A 15,538-nucleotide genomic window follows, 5' to 3' on the forward strand; every position below is an offset into this window, starting at 1 on the left:
CGGCTCATTTTTGGTTGACGCTCCGAAATCGTCGAGCCTGATCGGCCAGGCCTTCCTGGAATCGCCCCAGACAAGATGGAACCACCGCATCCGATGAGACGAGGCCTGCGATATCTGGTGATGCTGTTGGGGGCGGTGCTGCTTGCCGCCGCGCTCGGCACGCTGGTGCCGCGTCCGCTCTGGCCGGCGGCACGGGCCGACGGCGAGGGGACGCGGCACATACTGATGTTGAGGAATCCGATTCACACCGACATTGCTGTGCCCCTCGATGACGGCGTGCGCCGGCGATTTGCCTTCCTGGCCGATGCCGGCCTGCCGACCGACGCGTCGGAGGCGCGGTATCTCATTTTCGGCTGGGGGGCCGCGCCTTCTATCTGGAAACGCCGACCTGGTCGCTACTCAAAGCGGTGCCGGTGCTGAAGGCGCTAACGCTGGACGCCTCGGTGATGCATGTCGATGTCGCGGGCGCTATTCTAGAGCCGCATCCGAATGTCGTCGGTTTTGACATCGATGAGGAACATTTCTCGGCGCTGCTCGACTATATGGCCGGCAAGCTTCCGGCAGGGGCCGGGCGGACCGATGCCGATCGAAAATGCGGGCTATTCAACTTACGACCGTTTCTACGAGGCCAACGGCCATTTCAACGCGCTGGTCGGCTGCAACACCTGGTCGGCGGCGGCATTGTGCACTGCCGGAATCCGGACAGGTTGGTGGAATCCGCTGCCGGCATCGCTGGGGTGGTCACTTACACTTTATAATTAGATAATTAGCTGGTTCTGCTCGTCAGCCGGTTTTACGATCCTGCTTCGTCACATATTCACGCAATGCCTTGTTGATTGCGCTCTGGTAGCCGCGACCGTCAGGTGTGTGCCTCTTGAACCAAGCGACAACATCCGAATCGAGGCGAAGAGTCAGTTGCTGCTTGATTGGCTTGAAATACGGATTTTGGACAGCATTCAGCCAGAATTCCTCAGTCAATTCCGGAATATCGCTCGTATCGACATCGTCTTCCGAGCGCGCCTTCAGCGCGGCGATTTCCGCTTTCTGGGCTTCGGTTAGCGGAGGTGGATTTGCAGGGTCGAACTTATATCGAACGATTTTCCGCATAACGTCTTCTTTCTCTTGTTGTAGCCCGCCGCGCAGAAATTATGCGGATCATTTCGATCCCATGTTCTTCCGTATCGGCGTGGGCAACTAGCAACACGAGCGCTCCGTCAACCAGACCGATCGTCTGCCAACGATATTCGCCACCTTCTATCCTGTCCTGCTCCGTCAGCGCGAACGGATCTGAGAAAACGCGAACGGCAGTCTCGAAGCTCACGCCATGTTTGCGCAGATTGGATCCGGCCTTTTCCGAATCCCACTCAAATCTCAATTCATCCATTGTTCGTAACCACAAAAATGTAACTACAAATAGCCACTACGTCAAGGATGGCTGTTCGCCTCCTACCGCCGCACAACCTCCCGCTCCTCCCACCCATAGAGCCAGTCCAGGTCCGCCGCGAGCTTCTCCGGCGGGCGCGTCGCCAGCACCAGATTGCGCGCGATCGCCGCCGGCCCCCAGGCATGCCAGGCGAGGCGATTGAGCGCGCCGCGTTTCAGCACTCTTTCGACACGCGGCCGTCTGAGATTCTCCCAGGTAGTCAGGCCCTGCTTCGGATCGTCCGGAAAGACCAGATTGGCGAGCATCGCAGCATCCTCTATCCCCATTGCCGCGCCTTGGGCCGCGAAGGGCGTCATGGCATGCGCGGCGTCGCCGATCAGCGCGATGCCCTCCGCCATCGTCCAGCGGCGCTGCTCGACCGTGTGGATGGGGAACGCCGTCCAGGGGCCGGCGAGCGCCACCAGCCTCGACAGCACCGCAGCGGTGCCCCGGATGGCGCCTGAGAGGATCGCGGGGTCGGCATGGCCGGACCAGCCTTCGGCAATGCGTTCGCCCTTGGTGAAGGCGGCAAGGTTGAAGGCGCTGCCCTTGCTCACGGGATAGGCAACCATGTGGAAACCGGGATGCAGGAAGGTGGTGACGCTGTCGGTCGCGGCGATTTGCGCGAAAGCCTGGCCGGCGGCGCTTTCCGCCGCGATCGTCGCGCGCCAGGCGAGCTCTCCCGAAAAGCGGCTTGCCGCAAAGCCGGTCGTCCGGGCAAGCTGGGTGCGGACCGAGGACCAAACGCCGTCGGCTGCGACCAGCAGGCCGCCCGCGACATTCGTCGCTTTGCCGTCGATCTCTACCGTCGCGGTCACGCTTTGCGGGTCGACAGCAATGCCGGCAACACGCGCGCCGGTGACAAGCGCGATGTCAGGCCGTTCGACCACTGCCGCCATCAGCGCCGCCTGCAGGTCGGCGCGGTGCGCCACGAGATAGGGCGCGCCCCAGCGCTTTTCTGCGGCTTCCCCAAGCGGCACGCGCGCCAGCTCGCGCAGGCTCCTTGCGTCCTTCAGCACCACGGCTTGCGGCCGTATCGCGTTGGGCAGCAGGCGATCGAGCACGCCGAGCCGGCGCAGGATGCGGGTCGCGTTGGGGGAAAGCTGGAGGCCGGCGCCGGCCGCTTCGAGTTGCCTGGCCTGCTCGAACAGTGTTACCGGGAAGCCACGCTCGGCAAAGGCAAGCGCTGCCGTCAGCCCGGCGATGCCAGCCCCGGCGATGACGATTTGCCGGGACCGTGCTTCAGTCATGATCTAGCAGTCGTTCATGATCTGCCGGGTCAGGCGGCCTGGTCGACATAGAGGCAGCCGGCCGGCTGCGTTTCCGTCGCCTTCAGCGACGGTGAATAGCGGTAGAGCGTCGAGCAGTAGGGGCAGACCTTTTCATTGTCGTCGCCCATGTCGAGGAAAACATGCGGATGGTCGAAAGGCGGATTGGCGCCGGTGCACATGAATTCCTTGACGCCGATCTCGATGACCGGATGGCCCGCGTCGTTCTGGAAATGGGGAATGCTGCCGCCTGCCATCGTCGTCTCCAATTGGGTTCGGCCAGTGGGTGTGACCAGTTTGCATCTGGAGCATAACAGGCCAGTTTGCAAGATCGATGAAATCAAACTGTCGCAAAAGGCTGGCAGAGGATAAGTTGAGCCGGTTAAGAGCGTCGTTTAACGGCAGTATGCGGCGCCTCCTGGGAACGGTTGCGGGCAAGAGCAGGAAACCATGAACGAACTGAAGCCTGTGCAGAGCGAGTTCATCACCGTCGAGGCCGCAAGCCCCGACGGCGGCAATCCCGATCGTTTCGTCAACCGCGAATTCTCCTGGCTGCAATTCAACCGCCGCGTGCTGGAGGAATCGCTGAACGAGCATCATCCGCTGCTTGAACGCGTCCGCTTCCTGTCGATTTCTGCCGCCAATCTCGACGAGTTCTTCATGGTCCGCGTCGCCGGCCTTGCCGGCCAGGTCCGCGAGGGCATCGCGCTGAAGAGCCCGGACGGCCGCACGCCCGAACAGCAGCTGGAACAATTGCTGCGGGAGGTCGAGCGCCTTCAGGAAGACCAGCAGAAGAGCCTCTCGGCGCTGATGACGCTGCTTAACAAGGAAGGCATCGAGAGCATCACCCGCGACGCGCTGACCAAGGATGAGAAGGCCTGGCTGGAGGAACATTTCCAGGAACAGGTTTTCCCGGTGCTGACGCCGCTGTCGATCGACCCGGCGCATCCGTTTCCGTTCATCCCCAATCTCGGCTTTTCCATCGCCCTGCAATTGCGCCATCGCAAGAATGGCGAGGAGATGAGCGCGCTGCTGCGCCTGCCGGTGGCGCTCAGGCGTTTCATCCGCCTGCCCGACCGCAAGAACCATGTCCGCTTCATTCCGCTGGAGGAAGTGGTCGGCATCTATATCGGCAAGCTTTTCCCCGGCTACGAGGTCAAGGGCTCCGGCACGTTCCGCATCATCCGCGACAGCGACATCGAGGTCGAGGAAGAATCGGAGGACCTGGTGCGCCTGTTCGAAACGGCGCTGAAGCGGCGCCGCCGCGGCTCGGTGATCCGCATCGAATTCGACACGCTGATGCCGGCCGCGTTGCGGGACTTCGTCGCCGGCGAGCTCGGCGTGTCGTCGAGCCGCATCAGCGTGCTCACCGGTCCGCTGGCGCTCAACCAGATATCCGAGATTGTCGCCATCCCGCGCGACGACCTCAAATTTACACCCTACAATCCGCGCTTTCCCGAGCGCATCCGCGAGCATGGCGGCGACTGCTTCGCCGCCATCCGCGAGAAGGACATCGTCGTCCATCACCCCTATGAGTCCTTCGACGTGGTGGTGCAGTTCCTGCGCCAGGCCGCCGCCGACCCGGAAGTGGTGGCGATCAAGCAGACGCTCTACCGTACCTCTAACGACAGCCCGATCGTGCGCGCGCTGATCGACGCCGCCGAAGCCGGCAAGTCGGTCACGGCACTTGTCGAGCTCAAGGCGCGCTTCGACGAGGAAGCCAACATCCGCTGGGCGCGCGACCTCGAGCGCGCCGGCGTCCAGGTCGTGTTCGGCTTCCTGGAGCTGAAGACCCACGCCAAGATGTCTTTGATCGTGCGCCGCGAGGATGGCCGGCTGCGCAACTACGTGCATCTCGGCACCGGCAACTACCACCCGGTTACCGCCCGTATCTACACCGACCTGTCCTTCTTCACCACCGACCCGACGATCGCGCGCGATGTCGCGCAACTCTTCAATTTCATCACCGGCTATGCCGAGCCCGCCGAGGAGATGCGCCTTGCCGTATCGCCCTTCACGCTGCGCAAGCGCATCCTGAAACACATCTTGGACGAGATCGTTCATGCCCGCGACGGCCGACCGGCGCGCATCTGGATGAAGATGAACGCGCTGGTCGATCCGACCGTCATCGACGCGCTTTACGACGCCAGCCGCGCCGGCGTCGAGGTCGACCTCGTCGTGCGCGGCATCTGTTGTCTGCGGCCGCAGGTGCCGGGTCTTTCCGAGAACATCAGGGTGAAATCGATCGTCGGCCGCTTTCTCGAGCACAGCCGCATCTTCTGCTTCGGCAACGGCCACGGCCTGCCGTCCGACGAGGCGGTCGTCTACATTTCGTCGGCCGACATGATGCCGCGCAATCTCGACCGTCGCGTCGAGACTCTGGTGCCGATCACCAATCCAACTGTGCATGAACAGGTGCTTGGCCAGATCATGCTGGGCAACATCATGGACAACCAGCAAAGTTTCGACGTATTGGCTGACGGCACCTCCCGGCGCGCTGTGCTGGAGGAGGGCGAGGAGCCGTTCAACGCGCAGGAATATTTCATGACCAATCCGAGCCTCTCCGGGCGGGGCGACGCGCTGAAATCGCATGCGCCCAAGCGCATTGCCCAGTTCAAGCGCCGCAAGAAGAACAGCGCCGCGTGACTGCAGTTTCCCAGGGCCGGCTTCAGGACCGGCGGCCGCTGTCGATCATCGACATCGGATCGAACTCGATTCGCCTTGTCGTCTATGAGGGGCTGGCGCGCTCGCCCACGCTTCTGTTCAACGAGAAGATGCTGGCCGGCCTCGGCCGCGGCATCGTTTCGACGGGCAAGCTCGATCCCGAGGCGGTGACGCGCTCGATGGAGGAATTCCGCCGGTTCCGCGCGCTCTCGGACCAGGCGGGTGCCGAGCACATCTATGTGCTGGCGACAGCCGCCGCGCGCGAGGCGGGCAACGGCCCCGATTTCATCCACCGTGCCGAGGAGGTGCTGAAGACCGAGATCCGCGTGCTCACCGGCCGTCAGGAGGCCTATTATTCGGCGCTCGGCGTCATTTCCGGTTTCCATCCGGCCAATGGCGTCGCCGGCGACCTTGGCGGCGGCAGCCTCGAGCTGATCGACATCAATGGCGAAGCGATAGGCGACGGCATCACGTTGCCGCTCGGCGGCCTGCGCCTGCAGGACATGGCCAGGAACTCGCTCGTGCAGGCCCAGAAGATCGCGCGCCAGGAACTGGCGCGGGCGAAGCTTCTGAAGGGCGGGCAGGGCAGGGTTTTCTACGCAGTCGGCGGCACCTGGCGAAATCTTGCCCGGCTGCATATGGAGATGAACAACTACCCGCTCGGCGTCATGCATCACTACGAGATATCGGCCGACAGCGCGCAGACTTTCCTCAAGCAGGTCGCCCGCAGCGAGGTCGAGAAGGTGAGGGGCATCGAGGGCGTTTCCAAGAACCGCCGCTCGCTCTTGCCCTACGGTGCCGTCGTGCTGCAGGAGATCATGTCGGCCATGCAGCCGTCGAAGATCGTCGTCTCGGCGCAGGGCGTGCGCGAGGGTTTCCTCTACTCGCTGCTCGACGCCGCCGAGCAGAAGGCCGACCCGCTGATCTCGGCCGCCGAGGAACTGGCGCTATTGCGCTCGCGCTCGGTGCATCACGCGCACGACCTGGTCGAATGGACCGGCAAGGCGTTCAAGGCCTTCGGCATTGATGAGACGGAAGACGAGGCACGCTACCGCCATGCCGCCTGCCTGCTTGCCGATATCGGCTGGCGCGCGCATCCGGAATATCGCGGCCGGCAGTCGCTCAACATTATCGCGCATGCCTCCTTCACCGGCGTCGATCATCCCGGCCGCGCCTATCTGGCTCTGGCCAACGCCTATCGCCATGACGGCGTCTTCAACGACGGCATCGCACCCGAGATCAAGGCGCTGGCGCCGCCGCGCCTTCTGGAACGCGCCCGCACGCTGGCGGCCATGATGCGCGTCGTCTATCTGCTGACGGCGGCTATGCCGGGCGTGATGCCGAGGCTGAAATGGGAGAACCGCGGCAACGGAGCGCTCGCGCTGGTGCTGCCGGCCTCGCTTTCCGACCTCTATGGTGAGCGCCCGGCCGGCCGGCTGGCGCAACTGGCGCGTATCACCAATCGCCGCCTAGTGCTCGCGGTCGAGGGCGGGCCGAGCGTCTCGGTGAAGTAACGGATCAGCTGACGTCGGCGCCGATTCCGAAGCCACGCCCGTCCGCCGACCATGCGCCGGCGCCGGCCATGGCCAGCGCCAGAAAGCCGCCGGCAATGGCGATGTCCTTCATCAGCATCTGCTGGTGCATGAAGGACAGCGTGGCGTCGTCCGCGCCCTGGCCGTAATGGCCGATGAAACCGGCGACTACGCTGAAGGTGGCAAGCAGCAGCGCCACGATCCGCGTCTGGAAACCGACGAGGACCAACAACCCGGCGATCAACTCGAACAGGCCTGTGCCCCATGCCGCCAAGGTCGGCAGCGGCAGGCCGAGGCCGGCGAAGTAACTGGTCGTGCCGGCGATATTGGTGAGCGCCTGGAAGCCCGACGGTACGAACAGCGCGGCGAGCAGGAGCCGCGAGACGAGAAGCAATGCGTTGCGGGGCATTGGTCATCTCCCTTGCCGGCATCAGGCCGGCTGCCGGCGCAGTCTACGCCTACAACCGGAAAACGAAAAAGCGATGCGGAAAATTCCGCACCGCTTTCGTTTCAGTTTGGGAGGATTGCTTCAGTATGGGAGGAAAAAGATCAGCCGCGCTTGGCGTCAATCGAATAGGCGCCGGCCCCGGAAGAGGCGAGCAGGATGAAGCCGCCGGTGATGGCGAGGTTCTTGAGGAACTGGATCATTTGCATCTGGTCGGCCCAGCCGGTGTGCGCGACCAGCCCGGTGGCGATCGTGAAGATGGCGAGCACCCAGGCGGCGATCCGGGTCTGGAAGCCGACGAGAATGGCAAGGCCGCCGAGCAACTCGATCAGGCCGACCAGGACGGCGGTTACGGTTGGCATCGGCAGGCCGAGAGCGCCGAAATAGCCGGCAGTACCGGAAATCGCGGTGAGCTTGCCGAAGCCGGAAAACAGGAAGATGACGGCGAGCAGAATGCGACCCAGGAGGATCGTGGTGGAGCTGTTGGGCGCGGTGCCGGCGACGGAAGAGTTGATGGACATGGCGGTTCTCCGAACGGGGTTGAATAGTCCGTCAGGTAGACGACAGTAACTGTTCACCAAAGCCGCCTATATGACGACACATTGTTCACAGAATATATATTCCGATATCGGCAAGCAGCGCGCGAAAAATCTGTCGGCAGGTTGCGCCGGGGGAGTAAATTGTTCTGCCACCAAATGGCTCTGCTACCGAGTCGGCGGTTTGGGTAGCGGCAGTCGCGGGCTTTCGGAGATTCGCCGACACGTCAAATGCTTCGTCATTTTCGGGCGTAGCATGAGCGAAGCTCCGTTGCAGAGACCCTGGATGACGACGTGGGCTTTTCCCGATGGCGAAAACTACCCCGGATGCGTCATGTCCTCCGGCCGCACCAGCCGATCGTAATCGGCTTCGCTGACCAGCCCGGTGGCCAAGGCCTCCTCGCGCAAGGTCGTGCCATTCTTGTGCGCGGTCTTGGCGATCTTGGCGGCGTTGTCGTAGCCGATGGTCGGCGCCAGCGCCGTCACCAGCATCAGCGAGCGCTCGAGCGCGGCCTTGATGTTGTCCTCGCGCGCCTCGATGCCGACCACGCAATTGTCTGTGAAGGAAACGGAAGCATCGGCAAGCAGCTGCACCGACTGCAGGAAATTATACGCCATCAGCGGGTTGTAGACATTGAGCTCGAAATGGCCCTGGCTGCCGGCGAAGGCAAGTGCTGCATTGTTGCCGAACACCTGCACGCAGACCTGCGTCAGCGCCTCGCACTGGGTCGGGTTGACCTTGCCGGGCATAATCGAGGAGCCCGGCTCGTTTTCCGGCAGCGAGAGCTCGCCGAGGCCCGAGCGCGGGCCGGAGCCGAGCAGGCGGATGTCGTTGGCGATCTTGAACAGCGCCGCGGCCGCAGCGTTGATCGCACCATGCGAGAACACCATGGAATCATGTGCCGCGAGCGCCTCGAACTTGTTCGGCGCGGTGACGAAGGCGATGCCGGTGATGGCGGCGATGCGGTCCGCCACCTTTTCCGCGAAGCCGACCGGCGCGTTGAGGCCCGTGCCGACGGCGGTGCCGCCTTGGGCCAGCTCCTGCAGGCCGGGCAGCGTCAGCTCGATGCGCTTGATCGACGAGGCGACCTGTGCAGCATAGCCGGAAAATTCCTGGCCGAGCGTCAGCGGCGTGGCGTCCTGGGTATGGGTGCGGCCGATCTTGATGATATGGTTGAAGGCGCGGGCCTTGGCGCCGAGCGCCTTGTGCAAATGGTGCAGTGCTGGGATCAAGTGGTGCGCGACCCGCTCGGCGCAGGCGATGTGCATGGCCGTCGGATAGGTGTCATTGGACGACTGGCTCATATTGACGTGGTCGTTCGGATGCACCGGCTTCTTCGAGCCCATGACGCCGCCGAGCATCTCGATCGCCCGGTTGGAGATCACCTCATTGGCATTCATGTTGGACTGCGTGCCCGAGCCCGTCTGCCAGACCACCAGCGGAAAGTGCTCGTCGAGCTTGCCGTCGATCACTTCCTGAGCTGCTTCCACGATCGCCTTGCCGATGGCCGGGTCGAGCCGCTTCATCTCCATGTTCACTTCGGCGGCGGCGCGCTTGACGATGCCGAGCGCACGCACGATCGAAGCCGGTTGCTTCTCCCAGCCGATCTTGAAATTGCCCAGAGAACGCTGCGCCTGCGCGCCCCAATAGCGGTCGGCCGCGACCTCTATGGGGCCGAACGTATCGGTTTCGGTTCTGGTCTTTTCAGCGCTCACGGCAAGTCTCCGTCTGTCGATTTGGGCAAGGGCGTATCGCGTTGCACAAACCGCTTCAAGCGGAGATTGCGGTCGGGGAAGATGCAAATCGGTTGAAGAGAGGGCCTCTTCCTCTCGCTCTGGGCGAGACGGCGGTGACGGCCAATCGTCCCCCTTACGGGGGAGATGCCCGGCGGAGATCAGCGCTTCAGCGGCGGCCCGACAATATCGATGCCGTTCTCGGCGCACAGGCTCGTCAACACCTCAATCATCTCCGGCGTCGGCGCTGCCGCCGGCGGCAGTTCGGCTCGCTCCGCAGGGCGACTAGCCTTGCGCACCATCGTCTCGAAATCCGAACCGCGCGTGACGGTGAGCGTATGGGCGCCTTCGAGAGACTCGACCTTGTAAGTGTGCGGCAGGCCTTTCGGAGCGAGCACCGTTTCGCCGGCGCCGGCAAGCCGCTCGCGGCCGTCGACGACAAAACGTATCCGGCCTTCGAGGATATGAAACACCTCGTCCTCATTGCGGTGCACGTGCAGCGGCGCGGAATCGCCGTAGGGCTGGCGGTGCTCGATAATGCAGATGCCGTCCTCGCCGTCGGCCGACGAAACCTGGATGGTAACGAGCGTGTTGTTGAACCAGAGGAGTTCCTTGCCTGCGATCGTCGTGTTGATCATTGTGATCATTGCTCTCCCTTATTGAGTGCCGACAAAGCGGCTTCGACGGCGACCTAAGCAAGGACGAGCCGGTGATGGAAATCGAATGATCGTATGGGGCGGATTGATGCGATGAATTTGAACGCGCTCGACCTCAATCTGGTGAGGGTGCTCGACGCGCTGCTGCGCGAGAAGAGCGTGACGCGCGCCGGCGAGCAGATCGGCCTCAGCCAGCCGGCTGTTAGCGCCGCGCTCAACCGCCTGCGCCATGCGCTCAACGACCAACTCTTCGTGCGCCGCGGCAACGACATGGTGCCGACGCCTCGCGCCGAAAGCCTCGCGGAGCCGGTGCGTGCAGCGCTGCGCGAGATCGAGCGCGCCTTTCAGCCGGCGACCGATTTCGATCCGGCAAGGCTGGAACGGACCTTCACCTTCATGGGCGCGGATTTCTTCTCCATGCTTCTTATGCCGCCCTTCGCCGCGCGCATTGCGGCGGTGGCGCCCGGCGTATCGTTCCGTTTCCTCGACAGCGCCATCGGCGACGTCTCGAAGCTGTTGCAGGACGATCGGATCGACCTTGCGCTGGAGCGCCCGCTGGAGGTCGCGGAGTGGGTCTCAAGCGTGGCGCTGTTCGGCTCGCCCTTCGCCATTGTCGCGGCGAAGGACAATGCGGCGCTCGGCCAGGCCGGCATCGCCGAGGGCGAAGAGGTGCGACTCGACCTGTTCTGCGCGCTGCCGCATGCGCTGCGCTCCATCGATGGATCAATGTCGGGCTTCACCGACGATGCGCTGGGCAGGATGGGCCGGGCGCGTCGCGTCATGCTTGCTTTGCCGCACTTCCAGGCCGTCGCGCTGGCCGTGGCGAACGGGCCTTATCTGGCTGCGGTTCCAACGCAGTTCGCTGTGGCGGCGGCAAAATCCCTGCCGATCGGCATCTATCGGGCGCCGATCCCGATACCATCGCCGGCGGTCAGAATGTACTGGCACGCCCGCCGCGATGATGAGCCACCGCATCGCTGGATCCGCGAACAGATACTCGATGAGGTGGGAACGCTCGGCTTCAAGGACTGGGACGGCACCGCAAGTGCTCTCCCGGGGGTATAGCTGCCGTTGGAGCGGGAGTGCAGCGCTGAGCAACGCGGACGGTCAAGCGCAGGAGCGATCGCCGGTATGAACTTATCCGGCTGAGGCTAGCTCGACCGGCGCGGGCTGGCGCAGGCCCAGCCGGCCCGCGACGAAATCCTTGACCTGGCGCACGGCCTGTTCGCGCGTGACGCTGCCCGGCTGCAGGCCAAGCCTGAGCCACAGTCCGTCGATCAAAGCGGTGACGCCGAGCACGATTTCTTCGGCCAGTTCGGGCGCAGCGAGGCCACGCAGGCCGGACAAAAGGTTCGAGCGCATGCGCGCGTGGATGACTTTCTGGATGCGCGCCAGCTTCTCGTCGCGCGGCACCTCGGCGCAGAGCGACAGCCATGCGTGGCAAAGCGGCGGCAGGAAGAAATGCTCCTCGAAATTGCCCTCGATCACGGCGTCCAGCCGTTCCATCGGCGTTCGCGCCCGCTGAAGCCGGGCGACGACGGCGTGACAGAGCACGGCGTTCGCCTCGCGCATGGCGTGCTCGAAAAGCTCCTGCTTGTTGCGGAAATAATGCAGCACGATGCCCTTCGAAGCGCCGGCCTGGGCCGCGACCTTTTCCAGCGTCGCGCCGGCGATGCCTTCGCGCTCCAGCACCGCGAAGGCCGCCTGCCGCAGTTCCTTGCGGCGAATGTCGCTGAGACGCGTGAGTTTCACCGGACCGATCCATGCATAACGAATCCACGTTGACATTTTCGTCCGCTCAGATCAATGATTGACCAATGGGACAATAAAATGACCACAAGGTCAAAAAAGGATTGAAAGAGGAGAACCGGAATGTTGCGCATGCTTGCGAGAGGCGTCTGTGTCGCGGCGCTAATGGCGGCTTCCCAGGCGGCCGGCGCCGCCGAAGCCGAAGGCTGCAAAGCGGTTCGCATGGCCGAACCCGGCTGGAACGATCTCGCCTTCACCACGGGAGTGGCCAAGGTGCTGCTCCAGGCGCTCGGCTACGAGCCGCAACGCGAGGTGCTTGGCATCAACGTCATCTATGAAGGGATGAAGAACAAAGACCTCGACCTGTTCCTCGGCTACTGGGATCCTGCGATGGTCACCTACTACGAGCCCTACAAGAAGGACGGTTCGATCGAGAATGTGCGCGTCAACCTGGTCGGCGCCAAATACACCTTCGCCGTGCCGACTTATGTCTGGGACGCCGGCGTCAAGGACCTGTCGGACCTGCACAAATTCGCCGACAAGTTCGGCAAGAAGATGTACGGCATCGAGCCCGGATCCAATCAGCTCATGATGGATGCCATTGCCGATCCGCAATATGGTCTGGATGGCTGGCAAGTGGTGGAGTCGAGCGAAGCCGGCATGCTCTCGGAGGTCAGCTACGAGATCAAGGAGAAGCAGTTCATCGTCTTCCAAGGTTGGGCGCCGCACCCGATGAACACGATGTACGACTTCAAGTACCTGACCGGCGGCGACAAGTTCTTCGGCCCGAATTTCGGCGCCGCCACCGTGACCACCCAGGTGCGCAAGGGTTTCCTGCAGGAATGCCCCAACGTCGCGCAGTTCCTGAAGAACCTTGCCTTCGACATCGACATGGAAAATGTCGGTATGGGCTATCTCATCAATGACGGCATGAAGCCGGAGGATGGGGCGCTGAAGTCGATCACCCTGCACAAGGATCGGCTCGATGCGTGGCTCGCCGGCGTCACCACCTTTGACGGCAAGCCCGGCCTTGCCGCGGTCAAGGAAAAGCTCGGACTGTGAGGCCGGCAGCCTTGGAACTGACGGATCAGGAGGTCGAGCAGGCGTCTTGGGCCGGGCGCAAGCGGATCGTCGATATCGGCGGTCTCGACCTTGCCTATGTCGAGATCGCCGGTTCGGAGCCGCCGCTGCTGCTGATTCACGGCTTCACCGACACCAGCCGCAGTTTTTCTCTGCTGGCGCCGCATCTTCCCGGCCGCCGGCTGATCATGCCGGACCTGCGTGGCCACGGCGGCTCGCAGGCGGGCGAGGGCTGCGGCGTCGCCGATTTCGCCGACGACATCGCGGGGCTGATCCGGCGCCTGCGGCTCGACCGGCCGGTCGTCGTCGGCCATTCGCTGGGCGGCATGGTGTCGATCGCGCTGGCCACACGGCATCCGGAACTGGTCGGCGGGCTGGTGATCCTGGCAAGCGCGCTGATGCCCGGTTTCGAACAGGATCACCAACTGATCGATGAAGTCGCCGCGTTGCGCGATCCGATCTCGCCGGTCGATCCCTTCTATGATTGGTGGCATGCCTGCCGGCCGGGCGTGCCGCGGGCTTTTCTCGCCGGTCTCGCGCAAGATGCGTCCGCGATTCCCGCGGCGCGCTGGCGCGCCGTTCTCGAAGAAGTCCGTGGCACCGATCTGACCGCCGCGGCGCGCGCCGTGCAGGCCCCGACGCTGATCATCGCAGGCGGGCGCGATCCGCTTTTTGGCGAAGCGCATCAGCGGGCGATGGCAGGAGCGCTGGCCGGATCGCGCCTGGTGTGGGCACAGGATTGCGGCCACAACCCGCATTGGGAAGATCCGGGCTTTGTCGCCGAGGCAATAGCCGGCATGTTGTCGGCAGCGTGACTATCGCAACAGCGACCGGGCCGTGGGCGTCAGGCGCAACGTCTCGGTCGGCTTCGTCGAAACAGCTTGCAGGGTTTCGCGAACCACCTGCCATTCCGGCGAAGCGGCGAGAGCGGCCTGATGGTCCGCGTGGACATCGCCATCGTCGAAACCGGTAATGGCGATGAAGACATTTTCGCCGGCTCGCACGGGCAGCCGAGGAAATGTGTTTTCGGAATGCTCGCTGACGAAGGCGCCGAGAAGCCGGGCGCCGTTTGCCGCAAGCAGCGGAACCGCCTCAGCCTGGAAGCGTTCGGCAAAGCCGACCACGGCACCTGGCCGCAAATGGTGAATCGAAATCTCAACAAAGCCGAGCAACCGGCTCCCATTGCTCATGGTTTCGGCCTCGGTGGCTGTCGGCCGCTGCAACCCTGACAGGTCGAACCCCGCGCCCCGCCAAGCCGGTTTGAGCAGCAACACGTCGTCGGAATCGATCATCGTCGCATTGGCGGCATCGCGATGCGCTGCCCAGACCGGGCCGCCATAGAAGGCGCTCAGCGCGTCCTTTCTCGTTTCCATGTCCTCAAAACCGCGCAGCCAGACGAACATGTCGGGGCGATCGAGATCGCGGAACTGGCCGATGACGGTCATGCCGGCGGCTTCCTGCGTTTCGACGAACTCCCGGTCGAACAGCGCGATCAGCGTTTCGCGCTGTCCGGCCTTCAGCGTGTATTGCCGAAGCTCGACGACGGGCGAGGCAAGGCGGGAAGGTCGGTTCATGGCCAGAATCTCAAAACAGGGCGATCGTCCTGTTTATAAACAGACCGGTTGTCCTGTTTTGTCAATCTGCTATCTTCCTCCCTTCTCCCCCTGTGGGAGAAGGTGGATCGGCGCGTAGCGCCGAGACGGATGAGGGGTGCTCCAGCGGAGTGAGACGCTGGCTTCCTTTATCCGCCTTCGCTTCGCTCAGGTACCTTCTCCAACAAGGAGAACGGGGAGATCGATATGGCCCCGCGCAAAAAGCGCACCAACGATCCGGAAGGCATGCGCCGGCGCGTCCTCGACGTGGCGGAAGGCGCCTTCCAGGCGCGCGGCTATCACGCATCGAGCCTCGGCGATCTGATGGCGGCGGCCGGCGTCACCGGCGGCGCGCTGCACCACCATTTCCCGACCAAGAAGGCGCTGGCGCTCGCAGTGATCGAGGAACGAGTGGCGGCGGCGGTCCAGAAGACCTGGATCGACCCGATGCTGGCGGCGTCATCGGCCCGCGAAGGCGTGCGGGCCGTGTTCGAGGCGGTGGCTGCGGAGCTAGAGCGACAGGGCTATGTCCGCGGCTGCCCGCTCAACAATCTGGCGCATGAACTGTCGCTGGCCGACGACGAGTTTCGCCTGGCGCTTGCCAAGATTTTCGCCGGCTGGCGGAGGGCGATCGCCGACAAGATCCGAGCCGACCAGCAGGACGGCGGGGAGGGTGGGACCGATCCCGACCGCTTCGCCGCGCTTGCGGTGGCTGCTTATTCCGGCGCCATGTCGATGGCCAAGACATCGCAGGATGCGGGGGTGTTGCGCGAGTGTTTGAGGGGGCTGGAAAGCGTGCATCCGTCTTCGGGCGGATTGGCAATGAGACGACGCCGCAGGGTGCTGTTGCGATAAACGC

Annotated in this window: 16 protein-coding genes and 1 pseudogene; 7 read left to right on the forward strand and 10 right to left on the reverse strand. The window is 63.7% G+C overall.

Annotated elements, in window-relative coordinates:
- The first annotated feature begins 93 nt into the window (after positions 1 to 93).
- Positions 94 to 762 (forward strand): annotated as a pseudogene (locus CK219_RS19970) (TIGR02117 family protein).
- A 21-nt stretch (positions 763 to 783) separates the two neighbouring features.
- Here the strand turns inward: CK219_RS19970 and CK219_RS19975 are convergent.
- The 4 genes from CK219_RS19975 to CK219_RS19990 form a co-directional block, all read right to left on the reverse strand.
- The gene (locus tag CK219_RS19975) at positions 784 to 1,107 is read right to left on the reverse strand and encodes a BrnA antitoxin family protein (protein WP_095768431.1); all 324 of its coding nucleotides are present in this window, start codon (positions 1,105 to 1,107) and stop codon (positions 784 to 786) included.
- On the reverse strand, positions 1,085 to 1,384 hold the full coding sequence (locus CK219_RS19980; RefSeq protein WP_095768432.1) for a BrnT family toxin: 300 nt from the start codon (positions 1,382 to 1,384) through the stop codon (positions 1,085 to 1,087). Before CK219_RS19980 ends, CK219_RS19975 begins: the two co-directional genes overlap by 23 nt.
- 62 nt (positions 1,385 to 1,446) lie before the next feature.
- Positions 1,447 to 2,673, reverse strand: a complete 1,227-nt coding sequence (locus CK219_RS19985) for an FAD-dependent monooxygenase (protein WP_095768433.1) — start codon at positions 2,671 to 2,673, stop codon at positions 1,447 to 1,449.
- A 29-nt stretch (positions 2,674 to 2,702) separates the two neighbouring features.
- Positions 2,703 to 2,948 carry a zinc-finger domain-containing protein gene (locus CK219_RS19990; RefSeq protein ID WP_027169907.1) on the reverse strand — a complete coding sequence of 82 codons (246 nt, stop codon included), beginning with the start codon at positions 2,946 to 2,948 and terminating at the stop codon, positions 2,703 to 2,705.
- 193 nt (positions 2,949 to 3,141) lie between these two features.
- Between CK219_RS19990 and CK219_RS19995 the strand changes: the two genes are divergently transcribed.
- Entirely contained in the window at positions 3,142 to 5,337 is a 2,196-nt protein-coding gene (locus CK219_RS19995; RefSeq protein ID WP_095768434.1) for an RNA degradosome polyphosphate kinase, read from the forward strand.
- Positions 5,334 to 6,869 carry an exopolyphosphatase gene (gene ppx / locus CK219_RS20000; RefSeq protein ID WP_095768435.1) on the forward strand — a complete coding sequence of 512 codons (1,536 nt, stop codon included), beginning with the start codon at positions 5,334 to 5,336 and terminating at the stop codon, positions 6,867 to 6,869. The genes CK219_RS19995 and ppx overlap by 4 nt, the downstream gene beginning before the upstream one ends.
- Before the next feature lie 4 nt (positions 6,870 to 6,873).
- Here the strand turns inward: ppx and CK219_RS20005 are convergent, their stop codons facing one another.
- The 4 genes from CK219_RS20005 to CK219_RS20020 all read right to left on the reverse strand — a co-directional run bounded on the left by CK219_RS20005 (position 6,874) and on the right by CK219_RS20020 (position 10,249).
- Positions 6,874 to 7,296: a DoxX family protein gene (locus tag CK219_RS20005; protein ID WP_095768436.1), complete on the reverse strand. Its 423-nt coding sequence runs from the start codon at positions 7,294 to 7,296 to the stop codon at positions 6,874 to 6,876.
- Positions 7,297 to 7,436: 140 nt separating this feature from the next.
- Complete coding sequence (locus CK219_RS20010; protein WP_095768437.1) at positions 7,437 to 7,853, reverse strand: DoxX family protein; 417 nt, start codon at positions 7,851 to 7,853, stop codon at positions 7,437 to 7,439.
- 333 nt (positions 7,854 to 8,186) lie between these two features.
- The gene (fumC, locus tag CK219_RS20015; RefSeq protein ID WP_095768438.1) at positions 8,187 to 9,584 is read right to left on the reverse strand and encodes a class II fumarate hydratase; all 1,398 of its coding nucleotides are present in this window, start codon (positions 9,582 to 9,584) and stop codon (positions 8,187 to 8,189) included.
- A 179-nt stretch (positions 9,585 to 9,763) separates the two neighbouring features.
- Positions 9,764 to 10,249: a cupin domain-containing protein gene (locus CK219_RS20020; RefSeq protein WP_318012085.1), complete on the reverse strand. Its 486-nt coding sequence runs from the start codon at positions 10,247 to 10,249 to the stop codon at positions 9,764 to 9,766.
- Between the two features lie 102 nt (positions 10,250 to 10,351).
- Between CK219_RS20020 and CK219_RS20025 the strand changes: the two genes are divergently transcribed.
- The gene (locus CK219_RS20025; protein ID WP_095768439.1) at positions 10,352 to 11,323 is read left to right on the forward strand and encodes a LysR family transcriptional regulator; all 972 of its coding nucleotides are present in this window, start codon (positions 10,352 to 10,354) and stop codon (positions 11,321 to 11,323) included.
- A 72-nt stretch (positions 11,324 to 11,395) separates the two neighbouring features.
- Here CK219_RS20025 and betI read toward each other — a convergent pair whose 3' ends face one another.
- Positions 11,396 to 12,046, reverse strand: a complete 651-nt coding sequence (betI, locus tag CK219_RS20030; protein WP_095768440.1) for a transcriptional regulator BetI — start codon at positions 12,044 to 12,046, stop codon at positions 11,396 to 11,398.
- A gap of 84 nt (positions 12,047 to 12,130) precedes the next feature.
- On the opposite strand from betI, the gene choX reads away from it, so the two are divergent.
- Both choX and CK219_RS20040 read left to right on the forward strand, forming a co-directional pair.
- A complete protein-coding gene (choX, locus tag CK219_RS20035; protein WP_095768441.1) occupies positions 12,131 to 13,069 on the forward strand; it encodes a choline ABC transporter substrate-binding protein in 939 nt (312 codons plus the stop codon).
- A gap of 11 nt (positions 13,070 to 13,080) precedes the next feature.
- Complete coding sequence (locus CK219_RS20040; RefSeq protein ID WP_245340541.1) at positions 13,081 to 13,902, forward strand: alpha/beta hydrolase; 822 nt, start codon at positions 13,081 to 13,083, stop codon at positions 13,900 to 13,902.
- On the opposite strand, the gene CK219_RS20045 is transcribed toward CK219_RS20040, so the two are convergent.
- The gene (locus CK219_RS20045) at positions 13,903 to 14,661 is read right to left on the reverse strand and encodes an NIPSNAP family protein (RefSeq protein WP_095768443.1); all 759 of its coding nucleotides are present in this window, start codon (positions 14,659 to 14,661) and stop codon (positions 13,903 to 13,905) included.
- A 225-nt stretch (positions 14,662 to 14,886) separates the two neighbouring features.
- Here CK219_RS20045 and CK219_RS20050 point away from each other — a divergent pair, with 225 nt between their 5' ends.
- Entirely contained in the window at positions 14,887 to 15,534 is a 648-nt protein-coding gene (locus CK219_RS20050) for a TetR/AcrR family transcriptional regulator (protein ID WP_095768444.1), read from the forward strand.
- Positions 15,535 to 15,538: the final 4 nt, after the last annotated feature.

Origin of the sequence: Mesorhizobium sp. WSM4313, assembly GCF_002294725.1 — a bacterium.
Lineage (GTDB): Bacteria > Pseudomonadota > Alphaproteobacteria > Rhizobiales > Rhizobiaceae > Mesorhizobium.

Bases quoted from the DNA above. Each gene is read 5' to 3' on its own strand.
- CK219_RS19975 (WP_095768431.1), bottom strand. From the start codon at position 1,107: ATGCGGAAAATCGTTCGATATAAGTTCGACCCTGCAAATCCACCTCCG.
- CK219_RS19980 (WP_095768432.1), bottom strand. From the start codon at position 1,384: ATGGATGAATTGAGATTTGAGTGGGATTCGGAAAAGGCCGGATCCAAT.
- CK219_RS19985 (WP_095768433.1), bottom strand. From the start codon at position 2,673: ATGACTGAAGCACGGTCCCGGCAAATCGTCATCGCCGGGGCTGGCATC.
- CK219_RS19990 (WP_027169907.1), bottom strand. From the start codon at position 2,948: ATGGCAGGCGGCAGCATTCCCCATTTCCAGAACGACGCGGGCCATCCG.
- CK219_RS19995 (WP_095768434.1), top strand. From the start codon at position 3,142: ATGAACGAACTGAAGCCTGTGCAGAGCGAGTTCATCACCGTCGAGGCC.
- CK219_RS20005 (WP_095768436.1), bottom strand. From the start codon at position 7,296: ATGCCCCGCAACGCATTGCTTCTCGTCTCGCGGCTCCTGCTCGCCGCG.
- CK219_RS20010 (WP_095768437.1), bottom strand. From the start codon at position 7,853: ATGTCCATCAACTCTTCCGTCGCCGGCACCGCGCCCAACAGCTCCACC.
- CK219_RS20020 (WP_318012085.1), bottom strand. From the start codon at position 10,249: ATGATCACAATGATCAACACGACGATCGCAGGCAAGGAACTCCTCTGG.
- CK219_RS20025 (WP_095768439.1), top strand. From the start codon at position 10,352: ATGAATTTGAACGCGCTCGACCTCAATCTGGTGAGGGTGCTCGACGCG.
- betI (WP_095768440.1), bottom strand. From the start codon at position 12,046: ATGTCAACGTGGATTCGTTATGCATGGATCGGTCCGGTGAAACTCACG.
- choX (WP_095768441.1), top strand. From the start codon at position 12,131: ATGTTGCGCATGCTTGCGAGAGGCGTCTGTGTCGCGGCGCTAATGGCG.
- CK219_RS20045 (WP_095768443.1), bottom strand. From the start codon at position 14,661: ATGAACCGACCTTCCCGCCTTGCCTCGCCCGTCGTCGAGCTTCGGCAA.
- CK219_RS20050 (WP_095768444.1), top strand. From the start codon at position 14,887: ATGGCCCCGCGCAAAAAGCGCACCAACGATCCGGAAGGCATGCGCCGG.